Below are 18,068 nucleotides of genomic sequence, written 5' to 3' on the forward strand. Positions count from 1 at the left end.
GCCGGCCGCCGCCGAGGCGCAGCCGCTCTCGCCGTCCGCCAAGCGCGCCGCGATCGAGACCGGCGTGGACGTCTCGACCGTCTCCGGCACCGGCAAGGATGGCCGCGTCACCAAGGAGGACATCCTCTCGGCGAACAAGGCTCCGGCTCCGGCTGCTGCCCCGGCCGCTGCCGCTCCGGTCACCACCGGCGGCGCGCGCAAGGAAGAGCGCGTCAAGATGACGCGCCTGCGCCAGACGGTCGCCCGTCGCCTCAAGGAGGCGCAGAACACCGCCGCCATGCTTACCACGTTCAACGACGTGGACATGTCGGCCGTGATCGAGGCGCGCGCCAAGTACAAGGATCTGTTCGAGAAGAAGCACGGCGTCCGCCTCGGCTTCATGGGCTTCTTCGTGAAGGCCGCGTGCCAGGCGCTGAAGGACATCCCGGCGGTCAACGGCTCGATCGAGGGCGATGAGATCGTCTATCACGACTATGCCGACATCTCGGTCGCCGTGTCGGCGCCGAACGGCCTCGTCGTGCCGGTGATCCGCGATGCGCAGGACCTGTCGGTCGCGGGCATCGAGAAGACGATCGGCGACTTCGGCCGCCGCGCCAAGGACGGCACGCTCAAGATGGACGAGATGAAGGGCGGCACCTTCACCATCTCCAACGGCGGCGTGTTCGGCTCGCTGATGTCGACCCCGATCATCAACCCGCCGCAGTCGGCGGTGCTGGGCCTCCACCGTATCGAGGAGCGTCCGGTGGTGGTGAACGGCCAGGTCGTCGTCCGCCCGATGATGTACCTCGCGCTCAGCTACGATCACCGCCTGATCGACGGCCGCGAGGCGGTGACCTTCCTCGTCGCGCTCAAGAATGCGATCGAGGACCCGACCCGTCTGCTGATCGACCTCTAAGCGCGATCATATCGACGCGCATTGCGGCGCTCCCGGCGACAGGTCGGGGGCGCCGTTTTGCTGTGCGGTTTCTCCGAAACGGATGCGCTTGCCGCCCGCTCGATCCGTAACGGACGGGCTTGCGCTACCTCCCGCCCCGCCTTCCGCGAGACAAAGGCGCGCCCGGACGACCGGGCAGGGTGCAGGAGGGACCGCCATGAGCGTCGCATTGACGAAGGAAGATACGCTTGCCCATATCGACTATCAGGATGCGGGCCTGAAGGTCGACGATCCGAACCTGCTGGTGAACCAGGTCTCGTCCACGGGCGGGCAGATCATCATCGTCTCCGCCTTCGAGTGCAGCCTGGTGCTGAACTATTCGTTCGGCGCGATGTCGCTTCAGGTGAGCGTCGTGCTCCAGACCCCGGTGGGCAGCATCACCATCATCAACGCCGAACTCGACCCGAACAATCCGACGGTCAACCTCGGCGGCAGCATCGGCCCGTTCAAGGCGGAGGCGACCGTCAGCTTCAATTTCGGCACCATGGTGCTGAGCGTCAGCGGGCAGGTCTGCGCGCCGCTCGTCGGCTGCAAGAAGGGCAGCGCGTCGATCCACGTCTGATGAAACCGGCCGCCTCCGTCTTGGGGTGGGGCGGCACCGTCCATTCGAGGAGACCAGCCATGAAGAGGCCCAGCCTGATCGTCGCGGGTGCGGCGGCCGTCGCCCTTGCCGCGGCCATCCCGGCATCCGCGCAGGTGACGATGTGCGACGCACTCGCGCTCTACGGGAACGCCACCGCGAACGGCGACTGTCTGTCGCTCAGCCCCACCTCGCAGAATCTGTGGGTGTGCGGGCTGCAAGCCGCCCCCAACGACGTCCATCTCACCTTCAACGCGTCGACGCCGCTGCACCTGACGGTGCGCATCACGGCGCCCGCCTGTGAGGGCAACACCCAGATCAACGGGACATTTCCGGGGCATATGACGCTCGCCAGCACCAAGGCGATCTGCGGCGTGGCGGTCGGGCCGATCCTGACGCGGCTCAACGCGATTCCCCAGTTGCCGTCGTCGGGCAAGACGCCCGGCAGCGTCGTGCGGGGCGCGTTCATCGTCGCGCTCGAACATGGCAGGACGGATCCGTCGACCGCGCAGGGCTATATCGATCTCGCGACCAAGAAATATAAATGCCCCTGACCGGCTGACGGCCTTCCGGCCCGGCTTCGCCCCGATGGCCGGGCCGGAAGACGAACGAGGAGGAAATCCTCCGCCAGATGGTTGCTTTGGCGGTCACAAGCTCTATGTCGGCGCCATCTTTTGATGCACGGCAGAAAGTTCGGTCATGGCGGATTACGACTTCGACGTTCTGGTCATCGGCGCAGGCCCCGGCGGTTACGTCGCGGCGATCCGCGCGGCGCAGCTTGGCCTCAAGACGGGCTGCGTGGAAAGCCGCGAGACGCTCGGCGGCACCTGCCTCAACGTCGGCTGCATTCCGTCGAAGGCGATGCTCCACGCCTCCGAACTCTATGAGGAAGCGGCCTCGGGCAAGCTCGGCAAGCTCGGCATCAAGGCGCAGGTCGAACTCGACCTCGACACCATGCACGGCCAGCGCAAGGACGCCGTGAAGGGCCTCACCGGCGGCATCGAGTTCCTGTTCAAGAAGAACAAGATCGAGTGGCTGAAGGGCCATGCCGCCTTCACCGGCAAGGACACCGTGCAGGTCGGCGACCGCACCGTGCGCGCCAAGAACATCGTGATCGCCACCGGCTCGTCGGTGACGCCGCTTCCGGGCGTGACGATCGACCAGAAGGTCGTCGTCGACTCGACCGGCGCGCTGGAGCTGGCGAAGGTGCCGGGCCACATGGTCGTCATCGGCGGCGGCGTGATCGGCCTCGAGCTGGGCTCGGTGTGGAAGCGCCTCGGCGCGAAGGTGACGGTGGTCGAGTTCCTCGACCAGATCCTGCCCGGCATGGACGGCGAGGTCCGCAAGGAAGCCAACAAGATCTTCAAGAAGCAGGGCATCGAGTTCAAGCTCGCCACCAAGGTGACGGGCGTGACCGTCAGCGGCGACAAGGCGACGCTCACCGTCGAGCCGGCCGCCGGTGGCGCCGCCGAGACGATCGAGGCCGACGCCGTGCTCGTCTCGATCGGCCGCAAGCCGAACACCGACGGCCTTGCGCTCGACAAGGCGGGCCTTGCGACCAACCAGCGCGGTCAGGTCGAGATCGACCATGACTTCCGCACGTCCGTCCCCGGCATCTGGGCGATCGGCGACGTGGTTCCCGGCCCGATGCTCGCGCACAAGGCCGAGGACGAGGGCATCGCCGTCGCCGAGAACATCGCGGGCCAGACCGGCATCGTGAACCACGACGTGATCCCGTCGGTCGTCTACACCATGCCGGAGATCGCGGGCGTGGGCCTCACCGAGGAGCAGGCCAAGGAGCGCGGCGAGGTGAAGGTCGGCAAGTTCCCGATGCTCGCCAACTCGCGCGCCAAGACCAACCATGAGCCGGACGGCTTCGTGAAGGTCGTCGCCGACGCCAAGACCGATCGCGTGCTCGGCGTGTGGATCATCGCGTCGGTCGCCGGCACGATGATCGCGCAGGCGGCGCAGGCAATGGAATTCGGCGCGACGTCGGAAGACATCGCCTACACCTGCCACGCGCACCCGACCCACTCGGAAGCGCTCAAGGAAGCCGCCATGGCGGTGACCGGCAAGCCGATCCACATCTGAGCCCGAACGAAAGGGCCGGCTCCGTCCAGAAGGGCGGGGCCGGCCCTTTCGCGTATCTGGAGGACGTCCATGGCGAAGGTCTTCACGGTGATCTTCTATCGCGCGACGACGGACGAGGCGGCGCGGGCGGCCTATGTCGAGCTGGCCGGGCCGGCGATCGTCGAGGCGGGCGGGCGCGTGATCGCGCGGGGCCTGCCGCTGGCGGTGAAGGAGCAGGGGCTCGACCAGCGCTCGCTCATCATCGAGTGGGACAGCCTGGAACAGGCGCTCGCCGTCTATCAGGGCGAGGCCTACAAGGCGGCGCTGGAAAAACTCGGCAGCAGCGCCGAGCGCGACATCCGCATTCTCGAAGCGGTGGACTGAAGGCACTCCGCAAATCCACGAGCATCCGGGCTGCTGCCAGCGCAGCGGGCAAATTGCTGATGATGTCCATGAACGTCATGGGTGTTCCTCCTCAATGAAGGACACCCTCGTAGGACGCTCGATCCGTGGAGATTACGGCTGGTCGTGCCTAGAGCCCGAACACGCTCCACCCCGTCGCATCCGCGAGGCGTTCCAGCGCCAGCGAGCCGAGCTGGGAATTGCCGTTGCGGCTCAAGCCCGGCGACCACACCGCGATCGAGGCCTTGCCCGGCACGATCGCCAATATGCCGCCGCCCACGCCCGATTTTCCGGGCATCCCCACGCGGAAGGCGAAGTCGCCGCTCTGGTCGTAATGGCCGCAGGTGAGCATCAGCGCGTTGATGCGGCGCGCGCGCTTGTCCGAGATGACGCGCCCGCCCTCCGGGTGCGCGCCGCACAGCATCAGGTAGCGCCCCGCCATCGCCAGTTGCCGGCAGCTCATCGCGATCGCGCAGGCGTGGAAATAGACGCCCAGCGTCAGCTCGACCGGGTGATGGAGATTGCCGAAGGCGCGCATGTAATGGGCCAGCGCGCGGTTGCGCTCGCCGGTTTCCTGCTCGGAGCGGGCGACCGCCTCGTCGATGGCGATGCCGTCGTCGGAGGCCAGATAGCGGATGAAGTGGACCAGCTCGCCGATCGCTTCGCGCGGGGCGTGGCCCGCGAGGTTGACGTCGCTCACCACGATCGCGCCCGCGTTGATGAAGGGATTGCGGGGGATGCCCTGCTCGGCCTCGAGCTGGACGATGGAGTTGAACGCGCTGCCCGACGGCTCGCGGCCGACGCGGTTCCACAGCCGGTCGCCCACCTTGCCCAGCGCCAGCGTCAGGGCGAACACCTTGGAGATGGACTGGATCGAGAAGGCGGTCTCCGCATCGCCGCCCGCGAAGACCTGTCCGTCCGCCGTCACCACCGCCATGCCGAACTGGCCCGGGTCCACGCCCGCGAGGCTCGGGATATAGGTCGCAACCTCGCCGCGATCGGGGGCGGCGCGCATCTCCTCGACGATGGAGGCGATGATGGCTTCGAGATTCATGGCCCGGTGCATAGTCGGCATTGGGTGCGGGGCCTATGCTTTCCTGACGCCGGCCTCTCGACTTCCGGTCGCGCAGCCGCCTAGTGTCCGGTCATGCATCCGTTGCCGCTGCCCCTGCCGACGATCAGCCCGCTGCTGCCCTGGCTCGACATGGCGGGGCTGGCGGTGTTCGCGGCGTCGGGCGCGTTGCAGGCGGCGCGGGCGCGGCAGACGATCATCACCTTCTGCTTCTTCGCCTGCGCGACGGGCACGGGCGGCGGCACGACGCGCGACCTGCTGATCGGCGCGCCGGTCTTCTGGCTGCACGATCCTGTGCCGATCGCGATCTGCCTGGGCGTGGCGGCGCTGGTGTTCCTCACCCCCCGGCGATGGTGGCCCGAGCGCGCGCTGGACTGGTTCGACGCCATCGGGCTCGCGGCCTATGCCGTCTATGGTGCGGGCAAGGCGCTGGGCTACGGCATCCCGTTCCTGCCGGCGATGGTGATGGGAGTCGTCTCGGCGACGATGGGCGGCATCATCCGCGACATGGTGGCGGGCGTGCCGTCGATCATCCTGCGGCCGGAACTGTACGTCACGGCGGCGGCGCTCGCCTCGGGCCTGTTCGTGACGCTGACCGTGGCGGGGCTGCCCGCGCCGCTCCCGGCGATGATCGCGGCGCTGGCGGGCTTCAGCCTGCGTGCGGCTGCGATCGCGCGGGGGCTGGCGCTGCCCGCCTATCGGGAATAGCGAGGGCGGCTTTATCGCTTCGAGCGCGAGCGGGCGAGCGTGCAGCCCGCCCAAATCCCGAACGCGAGGCCGGCGATCGCGAGGCACCCTGTCAGCGCGAGCGCCACGAAGGTGAGCGTCGTGTCCCGATGCATCGCGGCGAAGAGATTGAAGGCGATCAGCAGGAAAGTGCCGGCCCACAGCCACCACGCGCGGCGGATGATGATCGCATTCGCTTCGTTCACGGCTCTTCTCCACCCCTATGCCCCATCATAGCCCTTTCGCGGGGCGGGAGCCATGGGGAGACGGTTCAACCCCCCGTCGGCTCGGGAGGAGGAGACTGCCGGGGAGCCAGATCGCGTTGCCAGAAGACGACGTCGTGCCACTGGCCATGCTTGAAGCCGATGCCGGGTTGGGTGCCGGCGTGGAAGAAGCCGAGCCGCTCGTGGAGCGCGGTGCTCGCCGGATTGCCTGCCGTCATCACGCCCATCGCGGCGACGAAGCCCCGCTCGGCGAGCGCCTCCAGCAGCGCCTCGTAGAGCATCCGCCCGAGGCCGTGGCCGTGCGCGTCCGCCGAGAGATAGATCCCCGTCTCCGCCACCCAGCGATAGGCCGCGCGCGTGCGGTAGGTCGAGCCATAGGCATAGCCGACCACCGCGCCGTCCCTCTCGGCCACCAGCCAGGGGTGGGTGGCGGTCACCGTCTCGATCCGGCGGCGCATCTCGGCGGCGTCGGGCGGATCGAGTTCGAAGGTGATGACCGTGTCGATCACATAGGGGCGGTAGATCGCGGCAAGGGCTTCGGCGTCGGCAAGCGTAACGGGGCGGATCGTCATAGGCCCGCCTGCGCCATCATCTGCCGCGCCGCTGCAAGGTCGGCGGGCGAGGGGGGAATGTCGCCACAGCCGATGCAGCGCGCCTGGATGGTCGGTCCGGTGAGGATGCGGCGTGCGTCACCCAGCGCGCGGGCGAGCATCCAGTCCGGCCGCTGGCCCAGCGCGGCGAAGGCGTCGGCGCTGCGGGCTTCGTCCACGCTGCCCGAATTGCCCGCCAGCATCTGGAGCAGGCGCAGGAAGGCCGGCTTCTCGCGCTCGATATAGACGGGGTGGACCTTCTTCGGATCGAGCTTCGCCCGCCGCGCGGCCTCGGCCATGGCGTCGTCGAGCGTGCCGAAGCGATCGACCAGCCCGAGCTTCTGCGCGCTCACGCCGTCCCACACGCGGCCCTGGCCGATCTCGTCCACCCGCTCGACGGGCAGGTGGCGCGCGGCCGCGACGAGGCCGGTGAAGCGCGCATAGGTCTGGGTGATGCCCGCCTGGATCAGCGCGTCCACCTGCGGGGTGGTGCCGCGGAGCGTGTCGGGCTGGCCGGAGAGCGGCGTCGCGCGTACGCCGTCCGCCGAGAGGCCGATCTTGCCGAGCGAGCCCTCGAAGGTGGGGATGATGCCGAACACGCCGATCGAGCCGGTGATCGTGTCCGGATCGGCGAGGATCGTGTCGCCCGCGGTCGACACCCAGTAGCCGCCCGAGGCCGCCAGCGTCCCCATCGAGACGACCACCGGCAGCCCCTTGGCCTTGGCGGCGAGGATGGCTGAGCGGATGCGATCCGACCCCGTCACCGATCCGCCGGGCGAATCGACGCGGACGACCAGCGCCTTGAGGTTGCCCTTGGCCACCGCCTTGCCCAGCGCGTCGGCGATGCTGTCGCCGCCCGCGGTGCCGGCCGGCGCCTTGCCGTCGACGATGTCGCCCGCGACGGTCAGCACGCCGATGGCGTCGCCGGTGGAGGGGACGGGATTGGCGCTCTCCCAGTCGTCGAGCGCGATCTTCTTGTAGTCGCCGGGCGCCGCCTTGTCGGGCTTGCCGGCGATCTGCGCCACGCGGTCGCCGAAGGCGAGGCGGTCGCCGAGATGATCGACCAGCCCGAACGCCTCGGCGCTCTCCGCCAGCGTGCCGTTCGGGATGCGCCCGGCGGCGAGCCCCGCGAGATAGTCGGCGAAGCGGGCCTTGGGCCGCGCCTGCGCCACCTCGGCCTGCCAGCGGGTCCACAGCGCGTCGATCAGCGCCTGATTGGCGGCGCGGGCCTCCGGCGAGGCCTCGGTGCGGGTATAGGGCTCGACCGCCGACTTGAACTTGCCGACACGATAGACGTGTGCATTCACGCCCAGCTTGTCGAGCAGGCCCTTGTAGTAGAGCTGCGACCCGCCCGGCCCCGGCGTCAGCACCGCGCCCAGCGGATCGAGCCAGACCTCGCTGGCGTGGGAGGCGAGCTGGTAGCTCGGATCGTCATAGGCGGTGGCATAAGCGAGCACCGGCTTGCCCGCCGCGCGCACCTTGTCGAGCGAGCGCCCGAGCGTGGCGACCGCCGCCTGTCCGCCGCCCATGAAGCCGTCGAGATCGAGCACCACCGCCTTCACCCGCTTGTCGGCGGCTGCGGCGTTCACCGCGCGCACCACGTCGCGCAGGCGATACTGGTTGATGTCCGGCCCGCCCGCGCCCGAGACGAAATCGATGGGCCGCGCATCGGCGGGCTGCTCGGCGAGGCTGCCGCGCAGGTCGAGCACCAGCGCGCCGCCGCCCGCCGGGAAGGTGGGGCGCCCGCCGCTCGACAGGGCCGCGAAGATCACCCCGAAGAAGAGCAGCAGCACGATCAGCGCCAGCACGTCCTTCACGGCCTTCAGGAATCGCCAGAGAGCCCGCAAGAAGCGCATGCGCGTCACCTTTCCGTCTTTGTCTTCGGGCTAGAGTAAGCGCGGGTTGCTGGCAATCGGCCTGTCGCAGCCGGGGCACGGCCCGCGATGCGGCGATTGAAAATTCTTCCATGGACGCGCCTTGACGGTGCCATCCACAGGGCCATATCCGCGCCGTTGGCACTCGTCATCGAGGAGTGCTAACACGTCATTCGACATCGGCCCGAGTCTCCCCCGTCCGGGGCAGGGAGCGGGCCGGTCGCACACTGAGGAAAGGGTAGCCTCAATGAACTTCCGTCCCCTGCACGATCGCGTGCTCGTGAAGCGTGTCGAAGCCGAGGAAAAGACCTCGGGCGGCATCATCATCCCCGATTCCGCCAAGGAAAAGCCGCAGGAAGGCGAAGTCGTCGCCGCCGGCGCCGGCGCCAAGGACGAGGCGGGCAAGGTGACCCCGCTCGATGTTAAGGCGGGCGACCGCATCCTGTTCGGCAAGTGGTCGGGCACCGAGGTGAAGATCGACGGTCAGGACCTCCTGATCATGAAGGAATCGGACATCCTGGGCATCATCGGCTGATCGCCGACAGCATCCCGGATCGTTTCCAACCTATTCTAACGCAAGGAATTTCAAATGGCTGCGAAAGACGTCAAGTTTTCGCGTGACGCCCGTGAGCGCATCCTGCGCGGCGTCGACATCCTCGCCGATGCGGTGAAGGTCACGCTCGGCCCGAAGGGCCGCAACGTCGTCATCGACAAGTCGTTCGGCGCCCCGCGCATCACCAAGGACGGCGTCACCGTCGCCAAGGAGATCGAGCTGAAGGACAAGTTCGAGAACATGGGCGCGCAGATGCTGCGCGAAGTGGCCTCGAAGCAGAACGACAAGGCCGGCGACGGCACCACCACCGCGACCGTTCTCGCCCAGGCGATCGTCCGCGAGGGCATGAAGTCGGTCTCCGCCGGCATGAACCCGATGGACCTGAAGCGCGGCATCGATCTCGCCGTCGCCAAGGTCGTCGACGACATCAAGGGCCGCTCGAAGCCGGTTTCGGGCACGGGTGAAGTCGCGCAGGTCGGCATCATCTCGGCCAATGGCGACGAGGAAGTCGGCCAGAAGATCGCGGAAGCGATGGAGAAGGTCGGCAAGGAAGGCGTCATCACCGTGGAAGAGGCCAAGGGCCTCGAGTTCGAGCTGGATGTCGTCGAAGGCATGCAGTTCGACCGCGGCTACCTGTCGCCCTACTTCATCACCAACCCCGAGAAGATGACGGTCGAGCTGACCGATCCGTACATCCTCATCCACGAGAAGAAGCTGTCGTCGCTCCAGGCGATGCTGCCGATCCTCGAGGCGGTTGTGCAGTCGGGCCGTCCGCTTCTCATCATCGCCGAGGACATCGAGGGCGAGGCTCTGGCTACGCTCGTCGTGAACAAGCTGCGCGGCGGCCTGAAGGTCGCGGCCGTCAAGGCGCCGGGCTTCGGCGATCGCCGCAAGGCGATGCTCGAGGACATCGCCGTCCTGACCAAGGGCGAGATGATCTCCGAGGATCTCGGCATCAAGCTCGAGAGCGTCACGCTCGGCATGCTCGGCACCGCCAAGCGCGTCACCATCGACAAGGACAACACCACGATCGTCGACGGTTCGGGCGACGAGGCCGCCATCAAGGCGCGCGTCGAGCAGATCCGCCAGCAGATCGAGATCACGACCTCCGACTATGACCGCGAGAAGCTCCAGGAGCGTCTGGCGAAGCTGGCCGGCGGCGTGGCCGTGATCAAGGTCGGCGGTGCGACCGAGGTCGAGGTGAAGGAGCGCAAGGACCGCGTCGACGACGCCCTGCACGCGACCCGCGCGGCCGTGGAAGAGGGCATCGTTCCGGGCGGCGGCGTGGCTCTGCTCTATGCCACCAAGGCTCTGGACGGCCTCAAGGGCGTCAACGACGACCAGACCCGCGGCATCGACATCGTCCGCAAGGCGCTGCAGTCGCCGGTCCGTCAGATCGCCCAGAACGCGGGCGTGGACGGTGCGGTGGTCGCCGGTAAGCTGATCGAAGGCAACGACGAGACGCTCGGCTTCAACGCCCAGACCGAGAAGTATGAGAACCTCGTCGCCGCCGGCGTGATCGACCCGACCAAGGTCGTCCGCACCGCGTTGCAGGACGCCGCCTCGGTGGCCGGCCTGCTGATCACGACCGAGGCCTCCATCGCCGAAGTGCCCGAGGACAAGGCTCCGGCCATGCCCGGCGGCGGCATGGGCGGCATGGGCGGCATGGGCGGCATGGACTTCTAAGTCCGAGCCACTCTCGCTTAGGCAAAGAGAAGGGCCGGGGGAGCGATCCTCCGGCCCTTTTCTTTTTATGCCGCGTGTGCGGGGGATGGGTGGTTAGAAGTCGTCAATTCCCCTCCCTGAAAGGGAGGGGGCAGGGGTGGGTTCGCCCGAGGCGGAGACTGACGGCTGACACGATCCGTTCCGCCACGCCATCTGCATGAGAGCGAACGTCGCTGTTCCAGAACCGCAGTACCTGCCAGCCGAGGCCTGCGAGAAAGGCCGTGCGCCGACCGTCATATTCCACGCTGTTCAGATGCTGACTGCCGTCGAGTTCCACCGCGATCCTTGCAGTCCGGCAGCCGAAATCGACAATATAGCCGCCGATCGGTAGCTGTCGCGTGAAGCGAGGGCGGACATGGCGAAGCCGCGCCCATAGCAGGCGTTCCTCGACGGTTGCGGTACCACGCAGGGCGCGGGCTTTGGATACCATGTCCGGAGCGAGGCGGGGCATGGCATGAGACTGCCGCCACGCGATCCGGGGGACAACCCACCCCCGACCCCTCCCAGGGAGGGGAGGATTTGTCCGCTAAGCGGGCGAAACCTACCGCCCCTTCGAATGCGGGATTTCGCCTGACACGGTTATGACTGCCACCACCCATGGCGGTCTTTCCCAGTGCCGGTCCAGCGTGGCGAGCGTGCGAGGAAATTGCGCCGCTCGTGTCAACTTCATCAACTTCGGGCGCTTCCGCCGTCTCCCGGCGCTCATCCACAAGCTCCGGACAGCAAAAAGGCCGCGGCGCCGGATGGGGCGCACGCGGCCTTTCGCGTATGGGCCGGCCGGGCGCTGAGGCCCGGCCGAAAACCATTACTGCGCGTTGGTGGTCGCAGCCACGTTCGCGTCGGCAGCGGCGCCGTTGTCGAGCGCGGCAGCGCCGTTGTCGAGCGCCGCTTCGTTGGCGGCGTTGACGTCGGCGATCGCGTCGTTGGCGGCGGCGTTCAGGTCGGCCGAGACGTCCGCGTTGTTGGCGGCGGTTTCGGTCTTCTTGCAGGCGGCAACGCCCATGGCAACCGCGACGATGAGCGGCAGCGCGACAATCTTCTTCATGTGCATCTCTTCCCTGATGACGGAGCACTGGTTTGGCTTACCGGGTGCAAAGCACTAGCAAGCCCCCCAAGCCGGGGTGAGGCCTAGCGTTTCTCCGCTCGCCTTGCAATGCCGAGCGTGAAGCTGATCTATTGCGGCGTATCGCTTTTCGGGGCGGGTTCGGGCGAAGTCGTATCCGGAGTGGAGGAGGCCGGCTGTTCCGGCGTGGGCGCGGTGGGCGTGGCGGCGGGAGTGCTCTGGTCCGGCCCAAGCTCGTCCAGCGCGGCGTTGAGGTCGGCGTCGCTGCTCCCGTTGGCGCCGCCGTCGCCCTCGTCGCGGTCGTCGATCAGGGCCTGACGATGCTGGAGGTAGGCCGAGCGCGCCACCGCATAGGAATCGGCGCTGGTGTCGAGCAGCGTGTCCGCGCCCGCGTCGATCAGGTTGGCGCGCGCGTCGACGAACTCGAAGCCGGTGAGCGCCGCCGCCGGCCAGAAGCTCAGTTCCTTGCGCACCACGATGCGATAGGGGTCGGCCCATTGCGCCGCGACCGTGCCGACGCCGTCGCGGATCGTCGAGGGGCCGTAGAAGGGGAGAACCAGATAGGTGCTCTTCTTCACGCCCCAGACGGCGAAGGTCTGGCCGAGGTCCTCGGGCTGGCGCGGATAGCCGTTGCGGCCGGCCACGTCGCGGAAGCCGGCGATGCCCACCGTCGAGTTGATGACGAAGCGGCCCATGGCGTTCAGCGCGCGCTTCGGCTTCGCCTGAAGCAGGGAGTTGATGAAGTTGAACGGCTCGGTGACGTTCTCCAGCATGTTGGAGAGGCCGCTGCGCACCGGATGCGGCATCACGGTGATATAGCCCTTGGCCACCGGCTTCATCACCGCCTTGTCCAGCGCGCGATCGAAGCCCCACATCTTGCGGTTGAAGCCCTCATAAGGATCACCGGGGGTCTTGGGCCCGGTGGTGGCGCAGCCGGCGAGAAGAGCCAGGGCCGGCAAGGTGAGGAGTGCGCGCATCCGCATCGATCCCTTTGATGTTCGGACGGGTGTAACAGGCCCGCCTTGGATTAGGTTGCCGCTTGCCATCTAGGCCGAACCCGTACAAGTCGATTGACCGATATAAAGATATCCTTATATCCTTATCGGTATGAAGGAAGCGCTCTCCATCTTCCGGGCTCTGGCCGATCCGACGCGGCTTCGGATCGTCGCGCTGCTGCGCGTGATGGAGCTTTCGGTGGGCGAGCTGGCGCAGGTGCTCGGGCAGAGCCAGCCGCGCGTCTCCCGCCATGTGAAGATCCTCGCCGATGCGGGACTCGCCGAGCGGCGCCGCGAGGGGAGCTGGGTGTTCCTCGCGCTCGGCGATACGCGGCGGGTGGCGCCGGTGTTCGCGGCGATCGACGCGTGGGAGAGTGCGCACCATACCGATGGCGACCTCGCCCGTCTCGATGCCGTCCGGGCCGAGCGCTCGGCCGCGGCGGAGCGCTATTTCGAGGGTCATGCCGCCGAGTGGGACGCGATCCGCTCGCTCCATGTCGCCGAAGCCGAGGTGGAGGGCGCGATCGGCCGTGCGCTCGATGGCCGTCCGATCGGGCGGCTGGTCGATATCGGCACCGGCACCGGGCGGATGCTCGAACTGCTCGGGCCGCGTGCGGAAAGCGCCATCGGCATCGATCGCAGTCCCGAGATGCTCCGCTTCGCGCGCGCCAAGCTGACGGCGGCGGGGCAGGCGGAGCCCGCGCTGGCCCGCGCCGAGCTGCGTCAGGGCGACATGTACGCGCTGCCGCTGGCGGATCGGTCGGCCGATCTCGTCGTGCTCCATCTGGTGCTCCATTATGCGCAGCAGCCCGCCGCCGCGGTGGCCGAGGCGGCGCGCCTGCTGGGGCCGGGCGGGCGGCTGCTGATCGCCGATTTTGCGCCGCATGACCGGGAGGAGCTGCGCGATCAGGCGGCCCATGCGCGGCTTGGCTTCTCGGATCAGCAGATGGCGGAATGGATGGGCGCGGCCGGGCTTGTGCCCGCCGTCGCGGATACGCTGGAGGGGGATGAGTTGACGGTGAAGCTGTGGCTGGGCGAGCGCCCGGCCGAGCCGGTGCGGAGGGTTGCATGACGCCGACGATGGCCGATCTCGAAGAAGCGCGCCGCGCGCTCGACGCGCCGTTGTTCGCGGATATGGCGGGCGACGCGCAGGTGTCGTTCGAATTCTTCCCGCCCAAGAGCGAGAAGATGGAGGAGCAGCTCTGGTCCGCGATCCAGACGCTGGCGCCGCTCGGCCCGCGCTTCGTCTCGGTGACCTACGGCGCCGGTGGCTCGACCCGCGAGCGCACCCACGCGACGGTCGCGCGCATCGCCAGTGAGACGGCGATCCCGGCCGCCGCGCATCTCACCTGTGTCGAGGCGACGCGGGGCGAGGTGGACGCCATCGCGCGCGCTTATTGGGAGGCGGGTGTCCGCCACATCGTGGCGCTGCGCGGCGACATGCCGCAGGCCGGCGCCCCCTTCGAGGCGCATCCCGAAGGCTATCGCAACGCCGCCGATCTGGTGGCGGGGCTCAGGAAGGTCGCGCCGTTCGAGATTTCGGTGGCCGCCTATCCCGAATGCCATCCCGATTCGGCCAATCCGCAGGCCGACATCGACAATCTGAAGGCCAAGATCGATGCGGGGGCCACCCGCGCGATCAGCCAGTTCTTCTTCTCGCCCGAATGCTTCTTCCGTTTCCGCGACCGCGCGGCGGCGGCGGGCATCACGGCCGAGATCGTGCCGGGCATCCTGCCGGTCTCGAACGTCGCCCAGACGCGCAAGTTCGCCGGCCTGTGCGGCGCGGCGATCCCGAGCTGGATGGATCGCCTGTTCGAGGGGCTGGACGACCATCCCGCCGCCCGCCAGCTCGTCGCCGCCACCATCGCGGCGGAGCTGTGCCGCAAGCTCTACGCGGGCGGCGTGCGTCACTTCCACTTCTACACGCTCAACCGGGCGGAGCTGGCTTATGCCATCTGCCACCTGCTCGGCCTGCGCGGCCACAAGGCCGCTCTGGAGAAGGCCGCATGACCCACCCCGTTTCCCCGGCGGCGATCCGCTTCCATGCCGAGGCGGCCAAGCGCATCCTGCTGACCGACGGCGCCTTCGGCACGATGATCCAGGGCTATGGCCTGGACGAGGCCGCGTATCGCGGCCCCTACGACACCGGCTTCGACCAGAAGGGCAATAACGACCTTCTGGCGCTGACCCGGCCGGACATTATCGACGCGATCACCCGCGCCTATCTGGAGGCCGGGTCCGACATCGTCTCGACCAACACCTTCAACGCCAACACGATCAGCCAGGCGGATTACGGCGCGGAAGCTCTCGTCCGCGACATGAACCTCGCGGCCGCCCGCATCGCCCGCAAGGCCGCCGACGAGTTCGAGGCCGCCGACGGCCGCCCGCGCTTCGTGGCGGGGGCGGTCGGGCCGACCAACAAGACGCTGTCGCTCTCGCCCGACGTCAACGATCCCGGCTTCCGCGCGATCGATTTCGACACGCTGAAGAGCGTCTATCGCGAGCAGGTCGACGCGCTGCTCGATGGCGGCTGCGACTTCATCCTGATCGAGACGATCTTCGATACGCTGAACGCCAAGGCCGGCGTGATGGCGGTGATCGAGGCCGGCGAGGCGCGGGGCGAGCCCGTGCCGCTGATGATCTCGATGACCATCACCGATATGTCCGGCCGCAACCTGTCGGGCCATTCGGTCGAGGCGTTCTGGGCGACGGTGCGCCATGCCCGGCCGCTGACGATCGGGCTCAATTGCTCCTTCGGCGCGCCGCAGCTCCGGCCGCATGTCGTCTCGCTCAGCCACATCGCGGACACGCTGATGATGGTCTATCCGAACGCCGGCCTGCCCAACGATCTCGGCCAGTATGACGAGCAGCCGCACACGACCGGCGGTTTCATCGCCGAATGGGCGACGACGGGCCTCGTCAACGTGGTCGGCGGCTGCTGTGGCACGACGCCGGATCATATCGCGGCGATGGCAAAGGCGGTGGCGGGCCATGCCCCCCGTGCGCTCCCGACGCCGCCCGTGCGCATGACGCTGGCCGGCCTCGAACCGATGATCGTCGCGGCCTGACAACAGACGAGCCCTCTCCCGCGCAGGAGGGGGCCGCCGGAGAGGCTGGTTCAGCCCCCTTACGCTTGGGATTGTTCGTGATCGCAGACGCTTCGCTCCGCCCGGCCGCCGAACCCGACACCGACCGCGAAGAGGCGGAACCGGCCAGCCGCGCCATGTTCGTCAACATCGGCGAGCGCACCAACGTCACCGGATCGGCGGCGTTCAAGAAGCTCATCATGGCCGGCGATTACGCCAAGGCCGTCGAGGTCGCGCGCCAGCAGGTCGAGAACGGCGCGCAGGTGATCGACGTCAACATGGACGAAGGCCTGCTCGACGCGGAGGTGGCGATGACCACCTTCCTCAAGCTGATCGCCGCCGAGCCCGACATCGCGCGCGTGCCGGTGATGGTCGACTCGTCCAAGTGGAGCGTGATCGAGGCGGGGCTGAAGTGCGTCTCCGGCAAGCCGATCGTCAACTCGATCAGCATGAAGGAGGGCGAGGAGGCCTTCCTCGCGCAGGCGCGCAAGGTGATGGCCTATGGCGCGGCCGTGGTCGTCATGGCGTTCGACACGGTGGGGCAGGCGGACACCAAGGACCGCAAGGTCGAGATCTGCGAGCGCGCCTACACGCTGCTGACCGGCATCGGCTTTCCGCCCGAGGACATCATCTTCGATCCCAACATCTTCGCGGTGGCGACGGGGATCGAGGAGCACAACAATTACGGCGTCGATTTCATCGAGGCGACGCGCGAGATCCGCAAGCGCTGCCCGCACGCGCATATCTCGGGCGGCCTCTCGAACCTCAGCTTCTCGTTCCGCGGCAACGAGCCGGTGCGCCGGGCGATGCATTCGATCTTCCTCTACCACGCCATCCCGGCGGGGATGGACATGGGGATCGTCAACGCCGGCCAGCTCGACGTCTACGACCAGATCGACCCCGAGCTGCGCGAGGCGTGCGAGGACGTCATCCTCAATCGCGATCCCGACGCCACCGAGCGCCTGATCACGATCGCCGAGAAATATCGCGGCCAGAAGGATGTCGTCGCCGACAAGGCCGCCGAGGAGTGGCGCGGCTGGCCGGTCGCCAAGCGGCTCGAACATGCGCTGGTCAAGGGTCTGGACGCGTTCGTCGTCGAGGACACCGAGGAAGCCCGCCAGAATTTCGCGCGCCCGATCGAGGTGATCGAAGGGCCGCTGATGGACGGTATGAACGTCGTCGGCGATCTGTTCGGATCGGGCAAGATGTTCCTGCCGCAGGTGGTGAAGTCCGCCCGCGTGATGAAGAAGGCGGTGGCGCACCTGCTGCCCTTCATCGAGGCCGAGAAGGAAGCCGGCGCCAAGGCCAAGGGCCGCATCGTGATGGCGACCGTGAAGGGCGACGTCCACGATATCGGCAAGAACATCGTCGGCGTGGTTCTCGCCTGCAACGGCTATGAGATCATCGATCTCGGCGTGATGGTGCCGTGGACGACTATCCTCGAATCCGCCAACGAGAATGACGCGGACATGATCGGGCTTTCCGGCCTCATCACCCCCTCGCTCGACGAGATGGTGACGGTCGCGGCCGAGATGCAGCGCGCGGGCATGAAGATGCCGCTGCTGATCGGCGGCGCGACGACCTCCAAGGTCCACACCGCGCTCCGCATCGCGCCGGCCTATCAGGGGCCGGTGATCCATGTGCTCGATGCGTCGCGCGCGGTCGGTGTCGCCTCGACGCTGATGAGCGACACCCAGCGCGACGGCTTCGTCGAGAAGACGGCCGCCGAATATGACGCCGTCCGCAAGGCGCGCGAGGGCAAGGGGCAGAACGAGCTCGCCACGCTCGAAGAGGCACGGGCGAACAGCTTCCCCTTTGACGAGGCGCACAAGGCCCCGGCGGCCGCGAAGCCCGGCGTGCATGTCTATGAGGACTGGGATCTAGCGGACCTGCGCGAGTATATCGACTGGACGCCCTTCTTCCGCGCCTGGGAACTGCACGGCAACTATCCGGCGATCCTCGACGACGCAGTGGTGGGCGAGAGCGCCCGTTCGCTCTACGCCGACGCGCAGGCGATGCTGGACAGGATCATCGCCGAGAAGTGGCTGACCGCGAAGGGCGTGGCGGGCCTCTGGCCCTGCCGCCGCGACGGCGACGACATCGTCATCCAGCTTCCTCCCCGGAACGGGAGGGGGACCAGCCGCAGGCTGGTGGAGGGGCGATGCGCGACGCCG

18 protein-coding genes and 1 pseudogene are annotated in these 18,068 nt (G+C 68.0%); 12 read left to right on the forward strand and 7 right to left on the reverse strand.

What is annotated here, in order from left to right; all coding sequences use genetic code 11:
- The 5 genes from odhB to ST3T6A_RS0108785 all read left to right on the forward strand — a co-directional run.
- The coding region (gene odhB / locus ST3T6A_RS0108765; RefSeq protein WP_019832540.1) for a 2-oxoglutarate dehydrogenase complex dihydrolipoyllysine-residue succinyltransferase at nucleotides 1-895 on the forward strand (895 nt) is incomplete at its 5' end.
- A gap of 196 nt (nucleotides 896-1,091) precedes the next feature.
- Complete coding sequence (locus ST3T6A_RS0108770) at nucleotides 1,092-1,496, forward strand: hypothetical protein (RefSeq protein ID WP_019832541.1); 405 nt, start codon at nucleotides 1,092-1,094, stop codon at nucleotides 1,494-1,496.
- A 59-nt stretch (nucleotides 1,497-1,555) separates the two neighbouring features.
- Nucleotides 1,556-2,068, forward strand: a complete 513-nt coding sequence (locus tag ST3T6A_RS0108775) for a hypothetical protein (protein ID WP_019832542.1) — start codon at nucleotides 1,556-1,558, stop codon at nucleotides 2,066-2,068.
- Nucleotides 2,069-2,213: 145 nt separating this feature from the next.
- Nucleotides 2,214-3,605 (forward strand): dihydrolipoyl dehydrogenase, encoded by a 1,392-nt coding sequence (gene lpdA, locus ST3T6A_RS0108780; RefSeq protein ID WP_019832543.1) that lies wholly within the window; start codon nucleotides 2,214-2,216, stop codon nucleotides 3,603-3,605.
- 69 nt (nucleotides 3,606-3,674) lie between these two features.
- Nucleotides 3,675-3,968, forward strand: coding sequence for a DUF1330 domain-containing protein (locus ST3T6A_RS0108785; protein WP_019832544.1), 294 nt, complete (start codon nucleotides 3,675-3,677; stop codon nucleotides 3,966-3,968).
- A gap of 148 nt (nucleotides 3,969-4,116) precedes the next feature.
- Here the strand turns inward: ST3T6A_RS0108785 and ST3T6A_RS0108790 are convergent, their stop codons facing one another.
- Nucleotides 4,117-5,040, reverse strand: a complete 924-nt coding sequence (locus ST3T6A_RS0108790; protein WP_026359552.1) for a glutaminase — start codon at nucleotides 5,038-5,040, stop codon at nucleotides 4,117-4,119.
- A gap of 93 nt (nucleotides 5,041-5,133) precedes the next feature.
- On the opposite strand from ST3T6A_RS0108790, the gene ST3T6A_RS0108795 reads away from it, so the two are divergent.
- A complete protein-coding gene (locus ST3T6A_RS0108795) occupies nucleotides 5,134-5,766 on the forward strand; it encodes a trimeric intracellular cation channel family protein (RefSeq protein ID WP_019832546.1) in 633 nt (210 codons plus the stop codon).
- Nucleotides 5,767-5,777: 11 nt separating this feature from the next.
- Here ST3T6A_RS0108795 and ST3T6A_RS0108800 read toward each other — a convergent pair whose 3' ends face one another.
- From ST3T6A_RS0108800 to sppA, 3 genes are all read right to left on the reverse strand, one after another.
- The gene (locus tag ST3T6A_RS0108800) at nucleotides 5,778-5,990 is read right to left on the reverse strand and encodes a hypothetical protein (protein WP_019832547.1); all 213 of its coding nucleotides are present in this window, start codon (nucleotides 5,988-5,990) and stop codon (nucleotides 5,778-5,780) included.
- Nucleotides 5,991-6,055: 65 nt separating this feature from the next.
- Entirely contained in the window at nucleotides 6,056-6,580 is a 525-nt protein-coding gene (locus ST3T6A_RS0108805) for a GNAT family N-acetyltransferase (protein ID WP_019832548.1), read from the reverse strand.
- The gene (sppA, locus tag ST3T6A_RS0108810) at nucleotides 6,577-8,454 is read right to left on the reverse strand and encodes a signal peptide peptidase SppA (RefSeq protein ID WP_019832549.1); all 1,878 of its coding nucleotides are present in this window, start codon (nucleotides 8,452-8,454) and stop codon (nucleotides 6,577-6,579) included. The genes ST3T6A_RS0108805 and sppA overlap by 4 nt, the downstream gene beginning before the upstream one ends.
- A 265-nt stretch (nucleotides 8,455-8,719) precedes the next feature.
- Between sppA and groES the strand changes: the two genes are divergently transcribed.
- A complete protein-coding gene (gene groES, locus ST3T6A_RS0108815) occupies nucleotides 8,720-9,007 on the forward strand; it encodes a co-chaperone GroES (RefSeq protein WP_019832550.1) in 288 nt (95 codons plus the stop codon).
- Nucleotides 9,008-9,061: 54 nt separating this feature from the next.
- The gene (groL, locus tag ST3T6A_RS0108820; RefSeq protein WP_019832551.1) at nucleotides 9,062-10,711 is read left to right on the forward strand and encodes a chaperonin GroEL; all 1,650 of its coding nucleotides are present in this window, start codon (nucleotides 9,062-9,064) and stop codon (nucleotides 10,709-10,711) included.
- 103 nt (nucleotides 10,712-10,814) lie between these two features.
- On the opposite strand, the gene ST3T6A_RS21110 is transcribed toward groL, so the two are convergent.
- From ST3T6A_RS21110 to ST3T6A_RS19725, 3 genes are all read right to left on the reverse strand, one after another.
- Nucleotides 10,815-11,201, reverse strand: a complete 387-nt coding sequence (locus tag ST3T6A_RS21110) for an endonuclease domain-containing protein (protein WP_083937423.1) — start codon at nucleotides 11,199-11,201, stop codon at nucleotides 10,815-10,817.
- 354 nt (nucleotides 11,202-11,555) lie between these two features.
- Nucleotides 11,556-11,795 carry a hypothetical protein gene (locus ST3T6A_RS0108825; protein WP_019832552.1) on the reverse strand — a complete coding sequence of 80 codons (240 nt, stop codon included), beginning with the start codon at nucleotides 11,793-11,795 and terminating at the stop codon, nucleotides 11,556-11,558.
- A gap of 128 nt (nucleotides 11,796-11,923) precedes the next feature.
- On the reverse strand, nucleotides 11,924-12,790 hold the full coding sequence (locus ST3T6A_RS19725) for an MlaA family lipoprotein (RefSeq protein ID WP_019832553.1): 867 nt from the start codon (nucleotides 12,788-12,790) through the stop codon (nucleotides 11,924-11,926).
- Nucleotides 12,791-12,920: 130 nt separating this feature from the next.
- On the opposite strand from ST3T6A_RS19725, the gene ST3T6A_RS0108835 reads away from it, so the two are divergent.
- The 4 genes and pseudogenes from ST3T6A_RS0108835 to ST3T6A_RS19730 form a co-directional block, all read left to right on the forward strand.
- Nucleotides 12,921-13,880 (forward strand): ArsR/SmtB family transcription factor, encoded by a 960-nt coding sequence (locus tag ST3T6A_RS0108835; RefSeq protein WP_019832554.1) that lies wholly within the window; start codon nucleotides 12,921-12,923, stop codon nucleotides 13,878-13,880.
- On the forward strand, nucleotides 13,877-14,818 hold the full coding sequence (gene metF, locus ST3T6A_RS0108840; protein ID WP_019832555.1) for a methylenetetrahydrofolate reductase: 942 nt from the start codon (nucleotides 13,877-13,879) through the stop codon (nucleotides 14,816-14,818). Before ST3T6A_RS0108835 ends, metF begins: the two co-directional genes overlap by 4 nt.
- Nucleotides 14,815-15,876: a homocysteine S-methyltransferase family protein gene (locus tag ST3T6A_RS0108845; protein ID WP_019832556.1), complete on the forward strand. Its 1,062-nt coding sequence runs from the start codon at nucleotides 14,815-14,817 to the stop codon at nucleotides 15,874-15,876. Before metF ends, ST3T6A_RS0108845 begins: the two co-directional genes overlap by 4 nt.
- Before the next feature lie 155 nt (nucleotides 15,877-16,031).
- Nucleotides 16,032-18,008: pseudogene (locus ST3T6A_RS19730) on the forward strand (dihydropteroate synthase); the annotation flags it as partial.
- Nucleotides 18,009-18,068: the final 60 nt, after the last annotated feature.

Source organism: Sphingomonas sp. PR090111-T3T-6A, assembly GCF_000383095.1.
Lineage (GTDB): Bacteria > Pseudomonadota > Alphaproteobacteria > Sphingomonadales > Sphingomonadaceae > Solisphingomonas.